The sequence below is a fragment of the Cupriavidus necator genome (assembly GCF_013141915.1).
GTDB lineage: Bacteria > Pseudomonadota > Gammaproteobacteria > Burkholderiales > Burkholderiaceae > Cupriavidus > Cupriavidus necator_B.
Map to the genome: position 1 here is coordinate 191,792 of NZ_SROX01000006.1, position 23,457 is coordinate 215,248.

At 69.8% G+C, this 23,457-nt stretch carries 17 protein-coding genes; 14 read left to right on the plus strand and 3 right to left on the minus strand.

Annotated features, from left to right (window positions below; translation table 11 throughout):
• Positions 1 to 165 precede the first annotated feature (165 nt).
• Positions 166 to 1,020: a ferritin-like domain-containing protein gene (locus tag E5S69_RS14040; RefSeq protein ID WP_171515373.1), complete on the plus strand. Its 855-nt coding sequence runs from the start codon at positions 166 to 168 to the stop codon at positions 1,018 to 1,020.
• A gap of 9 nt (positions 1,021 to 1,029) precedes the next feature.
• Positions 1,030 to 2,172 carry a glycosyltransferase gene (locus tag E5S69_RS14045; protein ID WP_171515262.1) on the plus strand — a complete coding sequence of 381 codons (1,143 nt, stop codon included), beginning with the start codon at positions 1,030 to 1,032 and terminating at the stop codon, positions 2,170 to 2,172.
• Between the two features lie 16 nt (positions 2,173 to 2,188).
• Here the strand turns inward: E5S69_RS14045 and hpnA are convergent, their stop codons facing one another.
• Complete coding sequence (hpnA, locus tag E5S69_RS14050; protein WP_171515263.1) at positions 2,189 to 3,196, minus strand: hopanoid-associated sugar epimerase; 1,008 nt, start codon at positions 3,194 to 3,196, stop codon at positions 2,189 to 2,191.
• Between the two features lie 220 nt (positions 3,197 to 3,416).
• Between hpnA and ispH the strand changes: the two genes are divergently transcribed.
• From ispH to E5S69_RS14080, 6 genes are read left to right on the plus strand one after another with little or no spacing between them, the layout of a single operon-like run.
• The gene (gene ispH / locus E5S69_RS14055; protein ID WP_171515264.1) at positions 3,417 to 4,415 is read left to right on the plus strand and encodes a 4-hydroxy-3-methylbut-2-enyl diphosphate reductase; all 999 of its coding nucleotides are present in this window, start codon (positions 3,417 to 3,419) and stop codon (positions 4,413 to 4,415) included.
• A 20-nt stretch (positions 4,416 to 4,435) separates the two neighbouring features.
• Positions 4,436 to 5,608: an adenosyl-hopene transferase HpnH gene (gene hpnH / locus E5S69_RS14060; protein ID WP_171515265.1), complete on the plus strand. Its 1,173-nt coding sequence runs from the start codon at positions 4,436 to 4,438 to the stop codon at positions 5,606 to 5,608.
• Between the two features lie 10 nt (positions 5,609 to 5,618).
• Positions 5,619 to 6,854 (plus strand): bacteriohopanetetrol glucosamine biosynthesis glycosyltransferase HpnI, encoded by a 1,236-nt coding sequence (gene hpnI / locus E5S69_RS14065; RefSeq protein ID WP_171515266.1) that lies wholly within the window; start codon positions 5,619 to 5,621, stop codon positions 6,852 to 6,854.
• Positions 6,851 to 8,275: a hopanoid biosynthesis associated radical SAM protein HpnJ gene (gene hpnJ / locus E5S69_RS14070; RefSeq protein ID WP_171515267.1), complete on the plus strand. Its 1,425-nt coding sequence runs from the start codon at positions 6,851 to 6,853 to the stop codon at positions 8,273 to 8,275. The genes hpnI and hpnJ overlap by 4 nt, the downstream gene beginning before the upstream one ends.
• Before the next feature lie 38 nt (positions 8,276 to 8,313).
• Entirely contained in the window at positions 8,314 to 9,129 is an 816-nt protein-coding gene (gene hpnK, locus E5S69_RS14075; protein WP_171515374.1) for a hopanoid biosynthesis-associated protein HpnK, read from the plus strand.
• Positions 9,130 to 9,138: 9 nt separating this feature from the next.
• The gene (locus E5S69_RS14080; RefSeq protein ID WP_171515268.1) at positions 9,139 to 10,170 is read left to right on the plus strand and encodes a lysylphosphatidylglycerol synthase domain-containing protein; all 1,032 of its coding nucleotides are present in this window, start codon (positions 9,139 to 9,141) and stop codon (positions 10,168 to 10,170) included.
• 21 nt (positions 10,171 to 10,191) lie between these two features.
• Here E5S69_RS14080 and E5S69_RS14085 read toward each other — a convergent pair whose 3' ends face one another.
• Entirely contained in the window at positions 10,192 to 10,836 is a 645-nt protein-coding gene (locus E5S69_RS14085; protein ID WP_171515269.1) for an MlaC/ttg2D family ABC transporter substrate-binding protein, read from the minus strand.
• A gap of 180 nt (positions 10,837 to 11,016) precedes the next feature.
• Between E5S69_RS14085 and E5S69_RS14090 the strand changes: the two genes are divergently transcribed.
• Together E5S69_RS14090 and E5S69_RS14095 are read left to right on the plus strand one after the other, a co-directional pair.
• Positions 11,017 to 13,653 (plus strand): MMPL family transporter, encoded by a 2,637-nt coding sequence (locus tag E5S69_RS14090; protein ID WP_171515270.1) that lies wholly within the window; start codon positions 11,017 to 11,019, stop codon positions 13,651 to 13,653.
• A 36-nt stretch (positions 13,654 to 13,689) separates the two neighbouring features.
• Positions 13,690 to 14,505 (plus strand): MlaA family lipoprotein, encoded by an 816-nt coding sequence (locus E5S69_RS14095; RefSeq protein WP_171515271.1) that lies wholly within the window; start codon positions 13,690 to 13,692, stop codon positions 14,503 to 14,505.
• Here the strand turns inward: E5S69_RS14095 and E5S69_RS14100 are convergent.
• Positions 14,502 to 14,951, minus strand: coding sequence for an FKBP-type peptidyl-prolyl cis-trans isomerase (locus E5S69_RS14100; protein ID WP_171515272.1), 450 nt, complete (start codon positions 14,949 to 14,951; stop codon positions 14,502 to 14,504). The genes E5S69_RS14095 and E5S69_RS14100 overlap by 4 nt on opposite strands.
• Before the next feature lie 224 nt (positions 14,952 to 15,175).
• Here E5S69_RS14100 and E5S69_RS14105 point away from each other — a divergent pair, with 224 nt between their 5' ends.
• The 4 genes from E5S69_RS14105 (at position 15,176) to E5S69_RS14120 (ending at position 23,355) form a co-directional block, all read left to right on the plus strand.
• Positions 15,176 to 16,510 (plus strand): tetratricopeptide repeat protein, encoded by a 1,335-nt coding sequence (locus E5S69_RS14105; protein WP_171515273.1) that lies wholly within the window; start codon positions 15,176 to 15,178, stop codon positions 16,508 to 16,510.
• A 67-nt stretch (positions 16,511 to 16,577) separates the two neighbouring features.
• Positions 16,578 to 16,739 carry a hypothetical protein gene (locus tag E5S69_RS14110; protein ID WP_171515115.1) on the plus strand — a complete coding sequence of 54 codons (162 nt, stop codon included), beginning with the start codon at positions 16,578 to 16,580 and terminating at the stop codon, positions 16,737 to 16,739.
• 453 nt (positions 16,740 to 17,192) lie between these two features.
• Positions 17,193 to 18,212: a helix-turn-helix transcriptional regulator gene (locus E5S69_RS14115; protein WP_171515274.1), complete on the plus strand. Its 1,020-nt coding sequence runs from the start codon at positions 17,193 to 17,195 to the stop codon at positions 18,210 to 18,212.
• A 166-nt stretch (positions 18,213 to 18,378) separates the two neighbouring features.
• Positions 18,379 to 23,355, plus strand: a complete 4,977-nt coding sequence (locus E5S69_RS14120; protein ID WP_272871718.1) for an Ig-like domain-containing protein — start codon at positions 18,379 to 18,381, stop codon at positions 23,353 to 23,355.
• Positions 23,356 to 23,457: the final 102 nt, after the last annotated feature.

The following is a 23,457-nucleotide window of genomic DNA, read 5'->3' on the forward strand; positions in this document are numbered from 1 at the left end:
CCGCGCGCCTCGCTACAATGGCTCCCGGGCAATCCATCGCCAGGGGGCAGAATGTCCGAGACATCCGATCGCGCCGAGCCGGTTGCGCCGCCATTGCGCGGCAGCGCTGCCCTGGGCCGGGCCTCCACCCCGCCCGGCGGCACCGTCGAACAGGCCGATCACGCCATGCGTCACTGGACCGACCCCAGCCCGGGACCGGTGCGCATCGGCTCTGCGCGGCACCTGCAGCTGTTCTGCAACATGCTGCTGCAAACCCACAACCCCTACAAGCCCGCCGTGATCGACTGGCCGGCGCTGGCGCCGGAGGCGCTGCATCGCGTCACCTCGCTGCCGATCTGGGATATCGCCGTGCAGACCGAGGGGCGCGCCTCGATCCGCGTCCAGACCTTTGCCGACACCGTCAGCGAGCCGCTGCTGCGCCGCGCGCTGGAAATGGACGGCGCCGAAGAGGCGCGCCACAAGGTGGTGCTGTCCAAGCTGGTCGAGGCCTACGGCATCGCGCTGGCGCCCGAGCCGGACTACCCGCCGCCGCGCGATCCCGAATGGGGCTGGCTGGTCACGGGCTACAGCGAGTGCATCGACAGCTTCTTCGCCTTCGGTCTCTTTGCCGCGGCCAGGCGCTCCGGCTTCTTCCCCGCCGAGCTAGTCGAGACCTTCGAGCCGGTGATCCAGGAAGAAGGCCGGCACATCCTGTTCTTCGTCAACTGGGCCGCGTGGTACCGGCGCAACCTGCCGTGGTGGCGCCGCCCGCGGTTTGCGCTGAAGGTAGCGCGGGTATGGGCCTTCCTGGTCTGGGAACGGATCGGCATCGCGCGCGGCATCGACGCCGACGGCGTGGCGCAGGATGCCAACTTCACCCTGAACGGCTCCGCCGCGCTGGGCGAGGCGCTGACGCCGGGCGCGATGATCGGGCTGTGCCTGGCCGAGAATGACCGGCGCATGGCAGGCTACGACGCGCGCCTGCTGCGCCCCGTTACCGTGCCGCGGCTGGCCCGGCTGGCGCGGCGCTTCGTGAAATAGGGGCATTCCATGCACATCGCCATGGCGCTGTCGCTGCTGTCGCTCGCAATCTGGGCCGTGCTGCTGTTCGGGCGCGCCGGCTTCTGGCGCGTGCGCAAGCCGCCGGCGGCACCGGCTCCGGCGCACTGGCCCGAGGTGGTCGCCATCATCCCCGCGCGCGACGAGGCCGAGGTCATCGGCAGCGCGGTCGCGGCGGTGCTGGGCCAGCGCTACCCCGGCCCGCTCGCGCTGGTGGTCGTGGACGACCACAGCGCGGACGGCACCGCCGATATCGCCCGCGCCGCCGCGGCCACCACCGCCCGCCCGCGCGCGCTCACCGTCATCGGCGCGCGCGAACTGCCGTCCGGCTGGAGCGGCAAGGTCTGGGCCCAGTCCGAAGGCCTGGCCGCCGCCGATCGCATCGCACCGCGGGCGCGCTATGTCTGGCTGACCGATGCCGATATCCGGCACGGGCCCGGCGTGCTGGCCGCGCTGGTCGCGCGCGCCGAGGCGGAACGGCGCGACCTGGTCTCGCTGATGGTGCGGCTGCGCTGCGAATCGGCGTGGGAACGGCTGGTCGTGCCCGCCTTTGTCTTTTTCTTCGCCAAGCTCTACCCGTTCGCCCGCGTGCGCGATGCCCGCAGCCGCGTTGCCGCCGCGGCCGGGGGCTGCATGCTGGCAAGCCGCGCGGCGCTGGCACGCATCGGCGGCTTTGCCGCGATCCGGGGCGAGCTGATCGACGACTGCAGCCTGGCCGCGCGCATCAAGCCCGGCGGCGCGATCCGGCTGGATCTGGCCGAAGACAGCGTGTCGCTGCGGCCCTATGACAGCTGGCGCAGCCTGTGGGACATGATCGCGCGCAGCGCCTACACGCAGCTGCGCTATTCGCCGCTGTGGCTGGCGGGCGCGGTCGCCGGCATGGTGCTGACCTATCTGGTGCCGCCGGTGCTGGCGCTCGGCTGGCAGCTGTGGCCGGCATGGCTGGCGTGGGCCGCGATGGCGCTGGCCTACCTGCCGATGCTGCGCGAGTACCGGCAGCCCTGGTGGCTGGCGCCGTTGCTGCCGGTGACGGCGCTGTTCTACCTGGGCGCAACCCTCGACTCGGCGCGGCGCTACCGGCTGCGGCGCGGCGGGCAGTGGAAGGGCCGCACCCAGGCGCCGGCGCGCTCCTGAGCGCGCGGCCGCCGGATCAGGTTCGGCCCAGGTATCCGTGCGCGCGGAACCAAGCCAGCGCGTCGCGCAAGCCCTCCTGGTACGGCCGCGGCTGATACCCCAGTTCCCGGCGCGCCTTGTCCGAGGTGAAGAACATCCGGTAGCGCGACATATTGAGCCCGTCGACAGTCAGGAAGGGCTCCTTGCCGGTCAGCCGCGCCGCCGCTTCGGCCCCGTAGGCCAGCGGATACAGCGGCCAGCGCGGCAGCTGCACGGTTGGCGGGCGCCGGCCGCATAACTGCGCGATATCGCGCAGCATCTGCTGCAGCATCACGTCCTGCCCGCCGAGGATATAGCGCTCGCCGGTGCGGCCGCGCTCCAGCGCCAGGAAATGCCCGTTGGCGACGTCGTCCACATGGGCCAGGTTGAGCCCGGTATCGACAAAGGCCGGGATCTTGCCGGTGGCGGCCTCGACGATGATGCGGCCGGTCGGCGTAGGCCGCACGTCGCGCGGGCCGATGGGCGTGGACGGGTTGACGATGACCGCCGGCAGGCCGTGCTCGGCTACGCGTTGTTCGACCACGCGCTCGGCCAGTACCTTGCTGCGCTTGTAGGCGCCGATGGCCTCGTGCGGACGCAGCGCCGCGGTCTCGTCCACCGGCGCCTGCGCGCCGGCGACGCGCAGCGTCGCCACGCTGCTGGTGTAGACCACGCGCTCCACGCCGGCGCGCTGCGCCGCTTCCATCACCGCCAGCGTGCCGTCGACGTTAGTGCGCACGATGTCTTCCGGGTCGCGCGCCCACAGCCGGTAGTCGGCGGCCACATGGAACACGTAGCGCACGCCCTGCAGCGCCGCGGCCACGGCTGCGGCGTCGCGCATGTCGCCCTGCGCCACGGTCACCGGCAGGCCGGCAAGATTGGTGCGGGGGCTTTGCGGGCGCACCAGCACGCGCACGCGCCAGCCGCGCAGCAGCGCCTGGCGCGCCACCGCCGATCCCAGGAAGCCCGCTGCACCGGTTACCAGCACGTCATCGTTTTTGGTCATCAGCCCGTTGTCCTGTAAGGCGGCATCGCCGGGGCCGGCCCTGCGCCGATCATGGCGGCTCCAGACAAAGCCGGCGTGTCGGGTATATAGTAACCACCGTGCGAGGAAAATGTGATCCGTGGTGGGATCTCCGGTGGGTCTGGCTGGATACCGGGCACCGTTTTCCGTTGCGCGATCCCAAACACTGAAACCCGTTGCAAATGGGTCGGGGGCCTACTCCATGCAGGTGATTCTTGCTCAGCCCCGGGGCTTCTGTGCCGGCGTGGTGCGCGCGATCGAGATTGTCGACCGCGCCCTCGTGAAGCACGGTGCGCCGGTGTTCGTGCGGCATGAGATCGTGCATAACAAGCACGTCGTACAGGGACTGAAGGAGAAGGGCGCGCGTTTCGTCGAGGAACTGGACGAAGTGCCGGCCAACGCGGTGACCATCTTCAGCGCGCATGGGGTTTCGCGCGCGGTCGTCGCCGATGCCAGCCAGCGTCAGCTGCATGCCATTGACGCCACCTGCCCGCTGGTGATCAAGGTCCACACCCAGGGCCGCCAGTACGCCGCCAGCGGCCGCACGGTCATCCTGATCGGCCATGCCGGCCACCCCGAGGTCGAAGGCACCATGGGCCAGATCCCCGGCAAGGTGATCCTGGTGCAGAACGAGGCCGATGTCGGCAAGCTCGAGCTGCCCGACGATTCCCCGGTCGCCTACGTCACCCAGACCACGCTGAGCGTGGACGATACCCGCAACATCATCGCCGCGCTCGCACGGCGCTTCAGCAACCTGGTCGGTCCCGATACCCGCGATATCTGCTACGCCACGCAGAACCGCCAGAGCGCGGTGCGCGACCTCTGCAAGCTGGCCGACGTGATCCTGGTGATCGGCGCGACCAACAGTTCCAACTCCAACCGGCTGCGCGAGATCGGCACCGAAAGCGGCGTGCCCAGCTACCTGATCGCCGACGGCAGCGAGCTGGACCCGGCCTGGGTGCGCGACGCCAACGTGGTCGGCATCACCGCCGGGGCCTCGGCCCCCGAGGCCATGGTCGAAGACGTGATCGCGACGCTGCGCCGGCTGGGCCCGGTCGAGGTCAGCACCATGGCCGGGCGCGAGGAGCATGCCGAATTCCGGCTGCCGGCCGAGCTGGCCGACGTGAGCCCGGCTCCGGCACCGCGCCAGCCTGACACGGACGCCGCGCCGGCCACCGCCAGCGAGAAGATTGCAGGCTGAACCAACCAGAGGAAGCTGTCGTGGCCATTCCGTTCCTGCAGGTTGCCCGCGTGGGCGCCTATATCGTCGGCAAGCACCTGTCGCGGCAAAAGCGCTATCCGCTTGCCCTGATGCTCGAACCGCTGTTCCGCTGCAACCTGGCGTGCTCGGGCTGCGGCAAGATCGACTACCCCGATCCCATCCTGAACCAGCGCCTGTCGGTGCAGCAATGCCTGGAGGCGGTCGATGAATGCGGTGCCCCGGTGGTGTCCATCGCCGGCGGCGAGCCGCTGCTGCACAAGGACATGCCGGAGATCGTGCAAGGCATCATCAAGCGGCGCAAGTTTGTCTACCTGTGCACCAATGCGCTGCTGATGGAAAAGAAGCTGGACCAGTACCAGCCCAGCCCGTATTTCATCTGGTCGGTGCACCTGGACGGCGATCGCGAGATGCATGACCGCTCGGTGTGCCAGGAGGGCGTGTACGACCGCTGCATCGAGGCGATCCGCCTGGCCAAGGCGCGCGGCTTCCGCGTCAATATCAATTGCACGCTGTTCAACGATGCGCAGCCCGAGCGCGTGGCGAAGTTCTTCGACTCGGTCAAGGCGCTGGGCGTCGATGGCATCACCGTGTCGCCGGGCTATGCCTATGAACGCGCCCCGGACCAGCAGCACTTCCTGAACCGAGGCAAGACCCGGCAGCTGTTCCGCGACATCCTCAGCCGCGGCCGCGCGGGCAAGAACTGGGCGTTCAGCCAGTCGACACTGTTCCTGGACTTCCTGGCCGGCAACCAGACCTACCACTGCACCCCGTGGGGCAACCCCGCGCGCACGGTATTCGGCTGGCAGCGGCCGTGCTACCTGTTGGGCGAAGGCTACGCCGCCACCTTCCGCGAGCTGATGGACGAGACCGACTGGGACGCCTACGGCACCGGCAACTACGAGAAATGCGCCGACTGCATGGTGCACAGCGGCTACGAAGCCACCGCCGTGGCCGACACCTTCGCCCATCCGCTCAAGGCACTCGGCGTCAGCCTGCGCGGCGTGCGCACCAGCGGCCAGATGGCGCCTGACATTGCGCTGGACCGGCAGCGGCCGGCCGAGTACGTGTTCTCGCGCCACGTCGAGATCAAGCTTGAGGAAATCCAGCGCGCCAAACCGCCCGCCAACAAGCCCGGGCCGGCCAAGGCGCAAGCCAACGCGGTCACGCACTGAACCGATTGCGATGGCCGCGGAACTGGTTGCCACCCTGCCCGGCGTAGCGCTGACCTGCGTGTCGGCGGGCTATGCGCTGGCGGCGGCCTGGTTGTCGCGCCGCGCACCCGTGGCAAGCGCCGGCACGGCCACCGCGCCGGTCAGCGTGCTCAAGCCGCTGTGCGGCGCCGAACCCCGGCTCTACGCCAACCTGGCGACGTTCTGCCGGCAGCGGCATCCGTCGTTCCAGCTGGTGTTCGGCGTGCGCGCCGCGGACGATCCTGCCATCGCCGTGGTCGAGCGGCTGCGCCGCGACTTCCCGGCCTGCGACATGACGCTGGTGATCGATCCGCAGGTGCATGGCAGCAACCTGAAGGTCAGCAACCTGATCAACCTGTTGGGCGCCGCCAGGCACGATGCGCTGGTCATCGCCGACAGCGACATCGCGGTGGCGCCCGACTACCTGGCGCGCGTGACGGCGCCGTTGGCCGATGCCGGCGTCGGCGTGGTCACCTGCCTGTACCGCGGCCATGCCATCGGCGGGTTCTGGTCGCGTATCGGCGCGCAGTTTATCGACGACTGGTTCGCGCCGGCGGTGCGCATCGCGCATGCGGGCGGCTCGCGGCGCTTTGCCTTTGGCGCGACCATCGCGCTGCGCCGCGATACGCTGGCGGCCATCGGCGGATTCGCAACCCTGCGCGACCGGCTGGCCGACGACTTCTGGCTGGGCGAGCTGACGCGGCGGCAGGGATTGCGAACGGTGTTGTCGGATGTGGTGGTGACGACCGATATCGCCGAAGACCGCTTCGCCGATTTGTGGCGGCATGAATTGCGCTGGCTGCGCACGGTGCGCTCGCTGAATCCGGCTGGCTTTGCCTTTACCTTCATCACATTCACCTGGCCGATGCTGGCGCTGGGGGCGTGGCTGGCGCCGCTGCCGCTGGTGCTCGCCGTGGCGGCCTTGGGCGTGGTGGCACGCAGCGTGCTGGCCGGCAGCATCGCCGCGGCACTGCGGGCGCCGCTGCGCGATGCGTTGTTGCTGGCGGGGTGGGTGTTTGCGCTGCTTGGCAGGCGCGTGCAGTGGCGGGAGCAAACGTTTACGGTATGTGAGGCCCTGCACGCCGGGCAAGCGCCCACCCTCTCCCCGGCCCCTCTCCCCCAAGCGGGAGAGGCGAGAAAACAAGCGGGCTCGGAATCCGCGATGGTCACGAAGTCCTCCCCTGACACCCCACCCTTCACCGGCATCCATACCCAGAGGCCGCTATGAAAAAAACCCTGTTTCTGCAGGCCCCGTCCTTCGACGGCTTCGACGGCGGCGCCGGCTCGCGCTACCAGGCCAAGCGGGAGATCAAGTCGTTCTGGTATCCCACCTGGCTGGCACAGCCGGCCGCACTGGTGCCCGGCAGCCGCGTGCTCGATGCCCCGGCCGACGGCCTGAGCGTGGCGCAGACGCTGGAGATTGCCGCGGACTATGAACTGGTCATCATCCACACCAGCACGCCATCCTTCCCCACCGATGCCAAATTCGCCGAGGAACTGAAGCAGCGCCACCCCGGCGTGATGATCGGCATGGTCGGTGCCAAGCCCGCGGTCGATCCGGGCGGCACGCTGGGCGCGAGCGACGCCATCGACTTCGTCTGCCGCGAGGAATTCGACTACACCTGCCAGGACGTGGCCGCCGGCAAGCCGCTCAAGGACATCCTGGGCCTCTCCTACCGGCTGCCGGACGGATCGCTCGAACACAACGGGCAGCGCCCGATGATCGAGAACATGGACGAGCTGCCGTTCGTCGCGCCGGTCTACCAGCGCGACCTGAAGATCGACAACTACTTCATCGGCTACCTGAAGCACCCTTACGTCTCGATCTACACCGGCCGCGGCTGCCGTTCGCGCTGCACCTTCTGCCTGTGGCCGCAGACCGTGGGCGGGCACCGCTACCGCACGCGCTCGGCCGAGAGCGTGATCGCGGAGGTGAAATGGATCAAGGAGAACATGCCCGAGGTCAAGGAGATCATGTTCGACGACGACACCTTCACCGACTTCAAGCCGCGCGTGGAAGAGATCGCACGCGGACTGGGCCAGCTGGGCGTGACGTGGTCGTGCAATGCCAAGGCCAACGTGCCGTACAGCACGCTCAAGATCATGAAGGAAAACGGGCTGCGCCTGTTGCTGGTGGGCTATGAATCCGGCGACGACCAGATCCTGCTGAACATCAAGAAGGGCCTGCGTACCGACATCGCGCGCCGCTTCACCGAAGACTGCCGCAAGCTGGGCATCCAGATCCACGGCACCTTCATCCTGGGCCTGCCGGGCGAGACGCGCGAGACCATCGAGAAGACCATCGAGTACGCCAAGGAAATCAACCCGCATACCATCCAGGTCTCGCTGGCGGCTCCCTACCCCGGCACCACGCTGTACCGCCAGGCGGTGGAGAACGGCTGGCTCGAGGAAAACAAGGTCATCAACCTGGTCAACGACCAAGGCGTGCAGCTCGCGGCAATCAGCTACCCGCACCTGTCGAAGGAAGACATCTACCACGGCGTCGAGACCTTCTATAAGCGCTTTTACTTCCGCCCCGGCAAGATCTGGGAAATCGTGCGCGAAATGCTCGGCAGCTGGGACATGATGAAGCGGCGCCTGCGCGAAGGCGTGGAGTTTTTCCGCTTCCTGCGCTCGCACGAGGCCTGATCCTGGCCCGGGCGCTTTCCTGTGCGTCGCAGCGCGCGCTGATCGTCACCGCCGACGACTTCGGGCTGCACCTGGCCGTCAACGAAGCGGTGGAGCTGGCCCACCGCGACGGCGTGCTCAACGCCGCCAGCCTGATGGTGGGTGCACCGGCCATGGCGGACGCGGTGGCGCGCGCGCGCCGGCTGCCCGCGTTGCGCGTGGGACTGCACGTGGTGCTGGCCGATGGCCCGGCCACGCTGCCGCGCGCGCGTATCCCCGACCTGGTCGATGCGCACGGCCGCTTCGGCTCGGCCATGGCGCTGGACGGCTGCCGCTTCTTCTTTCTGCCCGCGGTGCGCCGCCAGCTTGCCGCGGAAATCCGCGCGCAGTTCGAGGCCTTCGCCGCCACCGGCCTGCCGCTGGACCACGTCAATACCCACAAGCATTTCCACCTGCATCCGACCGTGCTATCGCTGATCCTCTCGATCGGGCGCGACTACGGCCTGCGCGCGATGCGGCTGCCGCGCGAGGCGGGCGCGCCATGGCTGCTGCGGCCCTGGCTGGCGTTGCTGCGGCGCCGGCTGGAGCGCGCCGGCATTGCGCACAATGACTACGTGGTCGGCATCGCGCGCAGCGGCCAGATGGATGAGGCGGCGCTGCTGCAGGCGCTGGCGCAACTGCCCGCGGGCGTGGGCGAGATCTACCTGCACCCGGCGGTGGTCTCCGGCGCGGCGATCGCTCCATCGATGCGCGGGTACCGCCATGCCGACGAGCTGGCCGCGCTGCTGTCGCCGCGCGTGCGCGCGGCACTGGAGCGCACGGCCCGGCGGCGCGGCGGCTTTGCCGATGTGCTCGGCGGCGGCGCGCTCTCCTGAAGCTTGCCGATGAAACGCCTGGCTTACCTGACCGGACTGCTCGGGCTGCTGGCGCTGACCGCGCTGGTGATGCACCAGGGCGCCGGCGATATCGCCGCCCTCATGGCCCGGGGCGGCTGGCCGCTGCTGCTGCTGGTGCCGCTGCACGCGCTGCCGCTGCTGCTCGACGCGCAGGGCTGGCGCGTGCTGCTGACATCCGCCGATCCCGATGAACGCGCCGGCCTGGGCTTCCTGTGGTGGGTCGCCGCCGTGCGCGAGGCGGTGGGCCGCCTGCTGCCCACCGTGGGCGTGGGCGGCGAGCTGGTCGGCATCCGCCTGACGCGCCTGCGCATCCACGACACCACCGCGGTCACCGCCAGCGTGGTGGTCGAAGTGATGGTGACAATGTTCTCGCAATACCTGTTCGCCGCTACCGGCGTGCTGATGCTGGTGGCCGCGCTGCAGCAACGCGCCGGCGCGTGGATCATCCTGGCCGGCCTGCTGCTGTCGCTGCCGGTGCCGGTGCTGTTCGCGCTGTCGCTGCGCCACGCCGCGTTGTTCGAGAAACTGGAAGGCGCGGCGCGCCGGCTGTTCGGCGCCGACCACCGCATCGTCGCGATCATCGACGGCGCGCGCCTGGACGCGCATATCCGCGCCCTCAACCGGCGCCACCGCGAACTGGCCAAGGCCTTGTGCTGGCAGCTCGCCGGACTGCTCAGCGGTACGCTCGAGATCTGGCTGGCGCTGTGGCTGCTGGGCCATCCGGTGCCGTTCTGGCAGGCGCTGGCCATCGAGTCGCTGACGCAGGCCGCGCGCAACGTGGCGTTTTTCGTGCCGGCCGGGCTGGGCGTGCAGGAAGCCGTGGTGATGCTGCTGGGCCAGGTGCTGGGAATGGACGCGCAGGTGGCGCTGGCGCTGGCGCTGGTCAAGCGCGCGCGCGAGGTCCTGTTCGGGGTGCCGGCGCTGCTGTCATGGCAATGGGTCGAACTGCGCCGCTGGCGGCGCGGCGGCACTCGCAGCGCTGATGGCAACCGCGACGATAGCGGGCACGCCGCGCGCTAGCGCGCGCTCCGGCGCAACCGCTCAGATGTCCGACGCCTGGCGCGCGTTGTGTGTGGTCAGATACTTCACCAGGCCGTCGACGCCGCCACGCGCGACGATGTCGGCAAACTGCTTGCGGTAGACCTCGATCAGCCACGCCCCCATCATGTTGATGTCATAGATCTTCCACCCGGCGGCGGTGCGCTGCAGCCGGTAGTCGATCTGCATCTCGTCGGCATTGTTGATCACGCGCGTCTGCACCACCACGTCGTTGGCGCCGCCGGCGGCCTTGACCGGCTGGTAGCGGAACCTCACATTCTGCTCGCGCAGTTGCGCCAGCGATACCGCATAGCTGCGCACCAGCAGCGTCTGGAACTGCTCGTAAAGCTGTTGCTGCTGCTCCGGCGTGGCCGTGCGCCAGGCGCCCCCCAGCGCCAGCCGCGTGGTGCGCTGGAAATCGGTGTAGGGCAGGAACTGCTTCTGTACCACCGCGGTGATCTTGCCGAGGTCGCCCGCGCGGGTTTCGGGCTGGGACTGGATGGTGCCGATCACGCCCTCCACCGCGGCCTGCACCTGCCGCTCGGGGCTGGTGCGCAGGTCCCCCGGCTGGACGGCCTGGGCGTGCGCGACGGAAGCGATGGCCATCGCCGCGAGCGGCGCCACGGAAAGCAAGCGGTGAATCGTCATGGATGCAAGAGCGGAGAAATAACCAACGAGCGTGACGCGGCGGCACCGCGCCAACGGCCGGCGCGCGGCTGACAGTGTATAGCGGATCCGCCCGCATCGCTGCGGCTCCGGCGCCGCAGCGCGCATGCCGCGCGGCGCCAGCCGATATACTCGCGGTTCGTGCTCTTTCCGGATCCGTCCATGCTGACTTCGCTGCTGACACGCATCGTCCGGCTTGCCACCGCCTGGCCGTGGCGCGTCATCGTGCTGGCGGCATTGCTGACGGCCGCCAGCGGCATCTATGTGGCCCGCAACTTTGCCATCAACACCGACATCGGCCGCCTGCTCGACTCTGACGCCCCGTGGGCGGTGCGCGACGAGGCCATCGGCAAGGCCTTCCCACAGCGCGGCCAGATGATCCTGGCCGTGGTGCAGGCGCCGGCCGCGGAACTGGCCGATGCCGCCGCCGATGCGCTGGCCGGCGCCTTGCGCCAGCAGCCGGCGCGTTTCACTGCGGTCAGCCAGCCGGGGGGCGGCGCCTTCTTCGCGCGCAACGGCCTGCTCTTTGCCGGCACCGGTGAAGTCCGCCAGCTGACGCAGCAGCTGACGCAGGCGCGCCCGCTGATCAACGCCCTCGCGCACGACCCGACGCTGCGCGGCCTGTCCGATGTGCTCGCCACCACGCTGGCGCTGCCGCTGCAGATGGGACAGGTCAAACTGGGCGACATGGCGGGGCTGCTGGACCGCAGCGCCAGCACGCTGGACCAGGTGCTGGCCGGCAAAGCCGCCGCGCTGTCGTGGGCGGGGCTGCTCGACGACAGCCTCAGGCCCGGCCCGGACGGCCTGGTCTACCGCTATGTTGCGCTCAGCCCGGTGCTCGACTACAGCGACCTGAAAGCCGGCGCCGCGGCCGCGGGCGCGATCCGGCAGGCCGCGGCCGAGCTGCGGCTGGCGCAGCGCTACCAGGCCACGGTGCGGCTGACCGGCCCGCAGGCGCTGGCCGACGATGAATTCGCCTCGGTCAGCGAAGGTGCCGTGCTCAACGGCGTGCTGACCGTGCTGGCGGTGGTGCTGATCCTTTGGCTGGCGCTGCGGTCGGCGCGGCTGATCGTGGCGGTGCTGGCGAGCCTGTTCGCCGGGCTGCTGATCACCGCCGCGCTCGGGCTGGCCATGGTCGGCGCGCTGAACATGATCTCGGTGGCATTCGCGGTGCTGTTCGTCGGGCTGGGCGTGGACTTCGGCATCCAGTTCGGCGTACGCTACCGCGCCGAGCGCCATGACCGCGACCATATCGTCGATGCGCTCGGGCTGGCCGCGCGTGCCGTCGGCGCGCCGCTGGCGCTGGCCGCGGCGGCCACCGCGGCGGCGTTCTTCTGCTTCCTGCCCACCGCCTACCGCGGCGTGGCCGAACTGGGCCTGATCGCCGGCGTCGGCATGATGGTGGCGTTCACCACCACCTTCACGCTGCTGCCGGCGCTGATTGCCGTGCTCAAGCCCGGTGGCGAATCGGCGTCACCCGGCTTTGCCTGGCTGGCGCCCGCGGACCGCTTCTTCGACCGCTACCGCAAGCCGGTGCTGCTGGTCGCGGTGCTCGCGATCCTGGCTGGCGCGCCGCTGCTGCCCCACCTGCGCTTCGACTTCGACCCGCTGCACCTGAAGGATCCGCAGTCCGAATCCATGGCCACGCTGGTGGCGCTCAAGGATTCCCCCCAGGCCGGCACCGACGATGTCACCGTGCTGGCCGCGTCGCTGCCGGCCGCGCACGCGCTTGCCGGCCAGCTTGCGGCACTGCCCGAAGTCGCGCGCGCGGTCACGCTGCAGAGCTTTATTCCCGACGACCAGCCGCCCAAGCGGCAGGCCATCGGCCAGGCCTCGGCCGCGCTGATGCCGGCGCTGACGCAGCCCACCGCGACGCCCGCCACCGACAGCGCGCGCGTCAATGCGCTGCGCAACGCCGCGCGGCAACTGGCCATCGCCGCCGACGAACATCCCGGCCCGGGCGCCGCCGAAGCGGCGCACCTGGCCGCCACGCTGAAACAGCTGGCCAGCGCGGATGCGCCCATGCGCGACCGCGCCGAGCGCGCCATCGCCGTGCCGCTGCAACTGGCGCTGGCCAGGCTGAAGCTGGCGCTGGACCCGCAAGCGGTCAGCCGGCAGACGCTGCCGCCCGAGCTGGTGCGCGACTGGGTCACACCGGATGGCCGCGCACTGGTCAACGTCAGCCCCAGGCTGCCGCCGCCCGCCAGCGCACGGCGCGAAGCCGAGCTGACGCGCTTCATGGCCGCGGTGCAGCGCGTGGCGCCCGAGGCCACCGGCGGACCGATCGCCATCCGCGGCTCGGCCGATACCATCATGACCGCGTTTGCGCAGGCGGGCGCCTGGGCGGTGCTGTCGATCACCATCCTGCTGTGGATTACGCTGCGCCGCTTCGGCGACGTGCTGCGCACGCTGATCCCGCTGCTGGTGTCGGCCATTGTCACGCTGGAATTGTGCGTGGTGTCCGGCATTGCGCTGAACTTTGCCAACGTGATCGCGCTGCCGCTGCTGCTCGGCGTGGGCGTCGCCTTCAAGATCTACTACGTGATCGCGTGGCGGCACGGCAAGACCCAGTTGCTGCAATCCAGCCTGACGCACGCCGTGCTGTACAGCGCGGCGACCACCGCGGTCGCCTTCGGCAGCCTGTGGCTGTCGCATCATCCCGGCACCGCCAGCATGGGCAAGCTGCTGGCGCTGGCGCTGGCCTGCACGCTGGTGGGGGCCGTGTTCTTCCAGCCGATCCTGATGGGCCGCCCGCGCGAAGGCGGCCATCACGGCCCGGACCGGCCGGCCCGGCCCTGAACCGTTCTTCTCGCGCGACCGATCCTGCCTGATTTGATGCCTGTTCCGCTTCGCTTTCCGACGCTCGCCACGATTACCCTCGCCACCGCCATGCTCACCGGCTGCGCCACCGGCCCGCAAGCCAGTCCGGACGATCCGCTGGAACCGATGAACCGCGCCATCTTCACCGTCAACGACAAGCTGGACCAGTATGTCGCCGTGCCGGTGGCCAAGGGCTACCAGGCGGTAACGCCGGCGCCGGTGCGCACGGCGGTCAGCAACTTCTATTCGAACCTTGCGGACATCGGCAACTTTGCCAACAACCTGCTGCAGGGCAAGGGCGTGGCGGCAGCCGAGAGCTTCATGCGGGTGGCGATGAATTCCGTGCTGGGACTGGGCGGACTGATCGACCTTGCGACGCCCGCCGGCCTGCCCAAGCATTCGCAGGACTTCGGGCTGACGCTGGGCACGTGGGGCGTGCCGTCAGGGCCCTACCTGGTGCTGCCGCTGTTTGGCCCCAGTTCTTTTCGCGACGGCGCTGGCCTGTATGTGAATTTCTGGTTCGATCCCACCACCTATGCCGAGCCGGCGGTGCGCAACTCGCTGTACGGAATGAACGTGGTCGACGTGCGCACCAACCTGCTGGGGGCGACCGACCTGCTCAAGCTGGCGGCGCTGGACCGGTACGCGTTCGTGCGCGACGCGTACCTGCAGCGGCGGCGCTACCTGCTCGGCGAGAACACCGCGTTGCCGGACTACGGCGATGACGAAGACGGCGGCGCGGAGCCGGCATCAAACTCGTCCGCCACGCCCGCCACGCCCGCAGCCACGCCAGCGCCCGCACAGCCGCAGGCGCCGCGCCGAGGCGCTTAGCCGCCGACGCCCAGCAGCACCACCTCGAAGGTCAGCGTGGCGTTCGGCGGGATCGTGCCGGGCACGCCGCGCGCGCCGTAGGCGGTGCCCGGCGGGCAGGTCAGGCGGGCCTTGCCGCCCACTTGCATGGCCTGCACGCCCTCGGTCCAGCACGGGATCACACGGTTGAGCGGAAACGAGATCGGCTGGCCGCGCTTGTACGAGCTGTCGAACTCGGTGCCGTCGGCCAGGGTGCCGCGGTAGTGCACCTGTACCGTGTCGGTGGCCTTGGGCGAGGCACCGTTGCCCTTCACCAGGTGCTGGATGGTCATGCCCGACGCCAGTGTCTGCGGCGCCGCGGCTGCGGCAGAGGCGGCAGACGCGGCAGGGGCCGAAGCGGCCGGCCCGGCAGCGCAGGCTGCGCCGGCAAGGGTCAGGGTGCCAAGGAAGAGCGCGAGTGTTTTCATGGAAGGCCTGGTCTCGAGGTCTGATTGGGGATGCGGCAGTTTAACCGACGCACGCCACCGGTATGGCGGCGGCGGCATATCGCGCACCCGGCAGCGCCGGGCGGCAACGGCGGACGCGCCACGGGCATGGTGCGCCGCACCGCGCCGCGCCCGTTACACCGGGCGTTTTGCCGTCTACGATGGTTCGTGACAGCCCGCTGCCGCGCGGGCACATGGAGACGGCCATGGCACTGACGGATTCCAGGGACCTCGCGGTCTCGACCCAGAACGCGCGCTCGGTGGCGCAGTACGAGACGGCCTTGCGCCTGCTGAATGGCTACTATGGCGACCCGCTCGCGGTGATCGACGCGGCGCTCGCCGATGACCCGGGATTCGCCATGGGCCATGCCCTTCGCGCCGCGCTGGCGCTGACCGCCGGCGATGGCACCGCCGAACCCATGCTGCGCCAGAGCGTCGAAGCCGGCGAAGCGCTGCACGCCCGCGCCAACGAGCGCGAGCGCCGCCACATCGCCGCGGCGCGCGCCTGGCTCGACGGGGATTTCGAGCGCGCCGTGCGTTGCTATGGCGACATCGTGATCGATTATCCACGCGACCTGCTGGCGCTCCAGACCGCGCACCTGGGCGACTTCCTGCTCGGCCAGTCGACCATGCTGCGCGACCGCGTGGCGCAGGCGCTGCCGCACTGGGATGCCGGCATGCCCGGCTACGGCTACCTGCTTGGCATGCACGCCTTCGGCCTGGAAGAGACCCAACTGTACGAGCGTGCCGAGGAAACCGGACGGCGCGCGCTGGAATGCCAGCCGCGCGACCCATGGGCGGTGCACGCGGTGGCGCACGTGATGGAGATGCAGGGCCGGCTGGCCGACGGCATTGCCTGGCTGGAAGGCCGCCGCCAGGACTGGGCCCCAGACAACATGCTGGCCGTGCACAACTGGTGGCACCTGGCGCTGTTCCTGCTGGAAGAGGACCGGACCGACGACGTGCTGGCGCTGTATGACAACGCCATCAGCCGGCCCGCGCCCGCCATTGCGCTCGACCTGGTCGACGCTTCCGCGCTGCTGTGGCGGCTGCACCTGCGCGGCGTCGACGTGGGCCGGCGCTGGCACGCGGTGGCCGACGACTGGCTCGGCCGCGGTGCGGCGGGCTACTACGCCTTCAACGACGTGCATGCGATCATGGCCAGCCTGGCCGCGCAGCGCCCCGCGGCGGTCGATCAGGTCCGCGCCGCGCTGGAGCGTGCCGCGCTGGGCAACGGCACCAACGCGATGATGTCGCGCGAGGTGGGGTTGCCAATGGCCGATGCGCTGGTGGCATTCGCGCAGGGCGATTACGGCACGGCCATCGAGCTGCTGATGCCGGTGCGCCTGGTTGCCCACCGCTTCGGCGGCAGCCACGCCCAGCGCGACGTGATCGGCCTGACCCTGATCGAAGCGGCGCTGCGCAAGGGCAGCGGCAACCTGGCGCTCGCGCTCACGGCCGAGCGCGCCGCGCTCAAGCCCATGAGCCCCAGCCTGCGCCGGCTGGTGCAGCGCGCCGACACCTGCCGCGCGCAGCGCTGAGGCAGCGCCCGGCGCTGCGGCAACGGCGGGAACCGGCGCCTATACCGCACCTGTCCCGCGGTGGAGATTGTCCATCTCGCCGGCATGGCGCTGCTATTCGGCGCCATCGTGGAAGCGCGGCTGGGACGCCGACGCACCGCCGCCAGCCGGCGCACGCCTGAATGCCATCCTCTCCATCGCCGCATGGCTGCTCGTGATCTGCACCGCACGGCTGATCGCCCACGCCTGACCCGGCACACCGGCACACCGGCACGAAGCATGCCCGCGCCAGGCACGCGCCCCTGCGCGTAAACGCCAATCCCCGTCGGATTTCCGGCCAAGCACAATGTATTCACATTTTTGACATTCGATTAAAGTGTCACGCATTGTCGGAAATGGAAATTTTGCTGCCAGATATTAATTTTATTCAGGTCTGGCTTGCCGATAAAAATGATCGGCGACGGTCTTGCTGGCAATACCTGGCTCCCGCGGATGCGGCCCGACATGGGCTGCGGCGAGCCTTGCAGGCAGGGTCCGTACGCCGCGGCGCGTGGGGAACCCCTTTGCATGGCTGCAAGGGTGGGGGCCAACATGAAGTCCGGTTTGCCATCACGGCCTTGCCGTGGTTTTCGTGGGGGAAACTTGGCGGCGCATCCGCTCCGCCAGGCCGGCTTCGGCTGTCACCCAGGAAACGCATCGGCACATGAGCAAAGCCACGATCCAGACCGCACGCATCGCGGGAAACCATCCGGACCAGATCCGCGCGGCGCTGTCGCCGCTCTATCCCGGGGTTGCGGTACACAGCGCGTCGCCAGCGCTGGACTTCGAACTGCAGCAACACCAGTTTGGCGAACTGGCGGTGATCCGGCTGTCGACCAGCGCGGCAATCCAGCTGAACCTGGTGCAGCGTGTTGACGGCTACCTGCTGCTGACCGCCGCGCAGGGGGCCGGCCTTCAAATCGGCAAGAGCCCGTCCGCGCCGCTGTCGCCGATGCCACCATCGTTCGTGCTGGACATGCAGCAAGTGGGCGTCTGGCGCTGGCAGCCCGGCAGCTACGACATGGTCATGATCGACGGCGCGCGCCTGCACAACCGGCTGCGGCACCTGCTGGAACGCCCGCTGGTGCAGCGCGTGAAATTCCACCCGTCGGTCCCGCCCGATGCCCCGGCGCTGCAGCTCGCGCGCGCGCTGGCCGGGGCCGCGCCGGGCTTGCGGCGCGATGACGCACGCATGCGCGCTTGCGCGGCAGAGCTGGCGCTGAGCCTGGCCGATGCCCTGGCCTACGCCGTGCTGGACGATATCCCGCACAACTACTCGCTGCTGCTGGAACAGCGCCACGCCGGGCCCTCGCCGCGGCACGTCAAGCGCGCGATCGACTATATCCATGCCAATGCCCGCGCCGCGCTGGCGCTGGACGACATTGCGCGGGCCGCGCGCGTCAGCGTGCGTACGCTGCAGGCCGGCTTTGCCCGCTTCCAGGGCTGCTCGCCGATGCAGTATGCCAAGCGCGTGCGGCTGGAAGGCGTCTATGGCGCGCTGCGCGGCGGCGAGCTCGAGCACTCGGTGGCGCAGATCGCGCGGCAATGGGGCTTCAGCCACCTCGGCCAGTTCGCCCATGACTACCGCATGGCCTTCGGCGAAACGCCCTCTGAAACGCGGCGCGCACGCCAGAGCGCGTCAAACGACGAGGCCTTCGCCAGCCGCGGCGGCATGCCCGGCTGAGCCGCGCCCGCGCAACACCGGGCCTGTCGCTATCGGGATTGCGCAGCGCCTATCAAACCGGCGCACTGTATCGAATCTGAAACAGATCACGCATGGACGAATGTGGGCAGGCGCGAATACTGTGCATGCACCACCTACCGGTCACTCAGGATGAAGGAGACTCAGCATGGCTTCGTCAGGCGTTCTGCTCAACCACACGGATGTTCCTGTCGCCACTGGCACCCGCACCGTCGCCTCACCTGACGGCCCCGCCAACTTCCTGATTGCCGCGCAGCGCGACAGCGTCGCCAACTACGCGCGCGAAGGCAACGACCTGCTGCTGACGATGCGCGATGGCAACACGCTGCGGATCCAGGGTTTCTTCACCCACGGCGCGCAGTTCAACAACCTGGTGTTCGTGCAGGAAGACGGCCAGTGGCTGGCCGATTTCGGCCAGGCGCTGGGCGCGCAGGGCGACGGCATTGCCGAGGCGGCAATGCTGTACGAGCCGATCGGTGACAGCAGTTCCACGGCGTTGCTGCTGGGGCTGCTGGGCGCCGCGGCCGGTGCCGGCATCATTGCGGCCGCGGCCAGCAGCGGCGGCGGGGACGATGGCGGTGGCGGCGTCGGCGTCGGCTCCGGCGGCGGCACCGCACCTGCCAGGCCAACGGTTGCGCCCTCCAACGGCGCGACCCTGTCCGGCACGGCGCCCGCCGGCAGCACGGTCGGCATCGATTTCACCGGCGACGGCAAGGCCGATGCCACGGTCACCGCCGATGCCGCGGGCAACTGGACTTACACGCCGCCCCAGAAGCTGGCCGACGGCACCGTGGTCAGCGTGACCGCCACCGACGCCTCCGGCAACACCAGCCCGCCGGCCACGGCCACCGTGGATGGCGCGGCACCGGTGGCACCGACGATCAACGCGGTCAGCAATGATGCCGGCACGGCAATCGTCGCGGGAAGCAGCACCAGCGACACCACGCCCACCCTCTCCGGCAGCGCTGAAGCGGGCAGCACTATCAGCATCTACAACGGCACGACCCTGCTGGGCACCACCACCGCCGACGCGGCGGGCCACTGGAGCTTCACGCCGCCAGCCGGGCTCACCGATGGCAACTATGCGCTGACGGTCACCGCCACCGACGCGGTCGGCAATACCGGGCCTGCCAGCGCGCCCTTCCTGCTGACGGTCGATACGGCAGCGCCCGCGGCCCCCGCGATCACGCCGGGCGATGGCACCGTGATCGCCGGCACCGCCGAGCCCGGCAGCACGGTCAATATCGACCTGAACGGCGACGGTACCGTCGATGCCACCGTCACCGCCAACGACAGCGGCAACTGGACCTATACCCCTTCGCCGGCACTGGGCGACGGCACCGTGGTCAGCGTCACCGCCACCGACGCCGCCGGCAATACCAGTGCGCCGGCCACCGCCACCGTCGATGCCAGCGCGCCCGCCACGCCGGTGCTCGCCAGCGTGACCGACGACGCCATGCCGTCGACGGGCCCGCTTGCTGACGGCGACAGCACCAACGATGGCATGCCGACACTGTCGGGCACCGCCGAAGCCGGCAGCACCATCAGCGTCTACAACGGGACCACGCTGCTCGGCACCACCATCGCCGATGCCACCACTGGCACGTGGACTTTCACGCCCACGTCACCCCTGCCCGACGGCGCCGTGTCCCTGTCGGTGACCGCCACCGATGCCGCGGGCAATACCAGCGCGCCCACCACTGCCTTCACGTTGACGCTGGACGCCACGCCGCCGGCGACGCCGGCCATTACCAGCGTCACCGACGACGACCCCGTCCCAGGCCCGCTGAACTCCGGCGACAGTACCAACGATGCCACGCCGACCCTCACCGGCACCGCCGATGCCGGCAGCACCATCAGCCTCTTCAACGGCACCACGCTGATCGGCACCACCACCGCCGATGCCACCACCGGCGCCTGGAGCTTCACGCCGACCACGCCGCTGACCGATGGACCCCATGCGCTGACCGCCACCGCCACCGATGCATCCGGCAACGTGAGCGCGCCGACCGCCGCCTTCAACCTGACGGTCGATACGGCACCGCCCGCCGATCCGAGCATCAACATTGCCAGCGGCACTACGATTGCGGGCACTGCCGAGGCCGGCAGCACCGTTGATATCGACCTCGATGGCGATGGCACGCCGGACGCCACCGTCACCGCCGATGCCACCACCGGGGCCTGGACCTATACGCCCGGCGCGCCGCTGCCGGACGGCACCGCCATCAGCGTCACCGCCACCGATGCCGCCGGCAACACCAGCGCACCGGCTACCGCCACCGTCGATGCCCTCGCACCGTCCGCGCCCAGCATCACCAGCGTCACCGACGACAACCCCGTCCCCGGCCCGCTGAACTCCGGCGACAGTACCAACGATGCCACGCCGACCCTCACCGGCACCGCCGAGGCCGGCAGCACCATCAGCCTCTACAACGGCACCACGCTGATCGGCACCACCACCGCCGATACCACCACCGGCGCCTGGAGCTTCACGCCGACCACGCCGCTGACCGATGGGCCTTATGCACTGACCGCCACCGCCACCGATGCATCAGGCAACGTCAGCGCACCGACCGCCGCCTTCAACCTGACGGTCGACACGGCGCCGCCCGCTGACCCGAGCATCACCGTTGCCAACGGCACCACGCTGGCCGGCACTGCCGAGCCCGGCAGCACGGTCGACATCGACCTGGACGGCGACGGCACCCCGGAGGGCACGGTCCCCGCCGATGCCACCACCGGGGCGTGGAGCTACTCTCCCACCGGCGGACTGCCCGATGGCGCGGTGGCCAGCGTCACCGCCACCGATGCCGCCGGCAATACCAGCGGCCCCGCGACGGTGACCATCGATGCCGTGCCGCCCGCAATCCCGGCGATCACCGGTGCCACCGACGACAACCCCCTCCCCGGCCCGCTGAACTCCGGCGACAGCACCAACGATGCCACACCGACCCTCACCGGCACCGCCGATGCCGGCAGCACCATCAGCCTCTTCAACGGCACCACGCTGATCGGCACCACTACTGCCGATGCCACCACCGGCGCCTGGAGCTTCACGCCGACCACGCCACTGGCCGATGGGCCCTATGCGCTGACCGCCACCGCGAGCGATGCGGCGGGCAACATCAGTGGGCCGACCGCCGCCTTCAACCTGACGGTCGATACGGCGCCGCCCGCTGACCCGGGCATCACCGTTGCCAACGGCACCACGCTGGCCGGCAACGCCGAGCCCGGCAGCATGGTCAATATCGACCTGAACGGCGACGGCATCCCGGAGGGCACCGCCACAGCCGATGCCACCACCGGCGCGTGGACCTACTCGCCCGCCGGTGGACTGCCCGATGGCGCGGTGGCCAGCGTCACCGCCACCGATGCCGCCGGCAATACCAGCGGCCCCGCGACGGTGACGATTGACGCCGTGCCGCCCGCCATCCCGGCGATCACCAGCGTCACCGACGACGACCCGGCCCCCAGCCCGCTCGCGTCCGGCGACAGCACCAACGATGCCACACCGACACTCGCCGGCACCGCCGATGCCGGCAGCACCATCAGCATCTACAACGGCACCACGCTGCTCGGCACCACCACCGCCGATGCCACCACCGGGGCGTGGAGCTTCACCCCCACCCCGCCGCTGACCGATGGCCCCTATGTGTTGACCGCCACCGCCACCGATGCGGCGGGCAATATCAGCAACCCGACCCCTGCGTTCAACCTGACGGTCGATACGCTCGCGCCGACCGCCACGGCGACGGTCACCGCGCTGACCGACGACACCGGTACCACCGGCGACTGGGTTACCGGCGACACCACCCCCGTCGTCACCGGCACGCTCAGCGCGGCGCTGGCGCCCGACGAGACGCTGCAAGTCAGCATCGACGGCGGCGCCACCTGGACCGATGCCGTCGTCACGGGCACCACGTGGCAATGGTTCGCGCCCGGACAGCTCGCGGACGGCATCTATACGATCACCACGCACGTGACCGACAGCGCCGGCAACCTCGGCACGGTCACCACCCAGAACTTCACGGTGGCGCAGCAGGTGGCGCCCGAGGCTGCCGTGAATGAAGCCGGCGGATTGCTCGGCATTGCCGATGCCAATTTGCTGGGACTGATCGACCTGAGCGCGCAGCAGTTCTTCACCGCCAGCGACTACAACGAGAACATCGATAACGTTGTGGTCCGATATGGCGGCGTGCTGGGCGTCGGAATGCAGCAGCTGAACGCCAGCGCCGCGCTGGCTGCCGAACTCGGGCTGGACTTTGACGTGGTGAACAGCCCCGGCATTCTTGGGGTCATCGGCCCGTCGTCCACGCTGACGATCACGGCACTGGACGGCGGCGCGATCGACAACCTGAGCCTGAACGAACTGCTTGGTTCGATCACGCTGGAAGGCGGCCTGCTGGGTGTCAGCGTGAGCCTGCTCGACGCCATGACAATCACCGCCACCGACACCACGGGCCTGACCACCACGTCGACCGGCAGCCAGCTGGTCAGCGCCGGCGTGCTGACCAGCCTGCTCGGCGCAAGCCAGCCGTCGGCGATCATCGAAGGCGATGCCAGCGGCAATACGCTCACGGGCAGCGCCGGCAATGACCGGCTCTATGGCTACGGCGGCAACGACACCATCAATGCCGGCGACGGCAACGACCTGGTGCGCGGCGGCACCGGCGACGACATCCTGGACGGCGAGGGCGGCAATGACGTGCTGATCGGCGGTGCCGGCAACGACACCATGAGCGGTGGCGCCGGCACCGATGTGTTCCTGTGGGAAGACCGCGGCAACGACAACACCGGCGGCAACGGCACCGACACGATCACGGATTTCACCGTGGGCTCCGCGCCGGGGCTAGCCGGCAACGACGTGCTCGATGTGTCCGCGCTGCTGCAGGGCTACGCCGCCGATGCCAACGGCCCGGCCCACTACCAGAACGGCGTGGCCACCATCGATGCCGGCGACGACATCGGCCAGTACCTCAGCGCCACGCAGTCCGGCGCCGACACCGTGATCACCATCGACCGCGACGGCGCCGGGGCCACCTACAGCGCGCAAACGCTGGTGACGCTGACCAACGTGACCACCAACCTGGAGACCTTGCTGGCCAACCAACAGATCCTGGTCTGACCCTGAAGCCCCCGGCCCGGCGGCATGCGCGAGCAGCCGGGCCGGCCGTGGCGCCGGCAGCCATGCGTGCATGCCGGCGCAATCGACACATCCGGACGGCAT

Bases quoted from the DNA above. Each gene is read 5' to 3' on its own strand.
- ispH (WP_171515264.1), top strand. From the start codon at position 3,417: ATGCAGGTGATTCTTGCTCAGCCCCGGGGCTTCTGTGCCGGCGTGGTG.
- E5S69_RS14115 (WP_171515274.1), top strand. From the start codon at position 17,193: ATGAGCAAAGCCACGATCCAGACCGCACGCATCGCGGGAAACCATCCG.
- hpnA (WP_171515263.1), bottom strand. From the start codon at position 3,196: ATGACCAAAAACGATGACGTGCTGGTAACCGGTGCAGCGGGCTTCCTG.
- E5S69_RS14105 (WP_171515273.1), top strand. From the start codon at position 15,176: ATGGCACTGACGGATTCCAGGGACCTCGCGGTCTCGACCCAGAACGCG.
- E5S69_RS14040 (WP_171515373.1), top strand. From the start codon at position 166: ATGCGTCACTGGACCGACCCCAGCCCGGGACCGGTGCGCATCGGCTCT.
- E5S69_RS14095 (WP_171515271.1), top strand. From the start codon at position 13,690: ATGCCTGTTCCGCTTCGCTTTCCGACGCTCGCCACGATTACCCTCGCC.
- E5S69_RS14080 (WP_171515268.1), top strand. From the start codon at position 9,139: ATGAAACGCCTGGCTTACCTGACCGGACTGCTCGGGCTGCTGGCGCTG.
- hpnJ (WP_171515267.1), top strand. From the start codon at position 6,851: ATGAAAAAAACCCTGTTTCTGCAGGCCCCGTCCTTCGACGGCTTCGAC.
- E5S69_RS14085 (WP_171515269.1), bottom strand. From the start codon at position 10,836: ATGACGATTCACCGCTTGCTTTCCGTGGCGCCGCTCGCGGCGATGGCC.
- hpnI (WP_171515266.1), top strand. From the start codon at position 5,619: ATGGCCGCGGAACTGGTTGCCACCCTGCCCGGCGTAGCGCTGACCTGC.
- E5S69_RS14045 (WP_171515262.1), top strand. From the start codon at position 1,030: ATGCACATCGCCATGGCGCTGTCGCTGCTGTCGCTCGCAATCTGGGCC.
- E5S69_RS14120 (WP_272871718.1), top strand. From the start codon at position 18,379: ATGGCTTCGTCAGGCGTTCTGCTCAACCACACGGATGTTCCTGTCGCC.
- E5S69_RS14100 (WP_171515272.1), bottom strand. From the start codon at position 14,951: ATGAAAACACTCGCGCTCTTCCTTGGCACCCTGACCCTTGCCGGCGCA.
- E5S69_RS14090 (WP_171515270.1), top strand. From the start codon at position 11,017: ATGCTGACTTCGCTGCTGACACGCATCGTCCGGCTTGCCACCGCCTGG.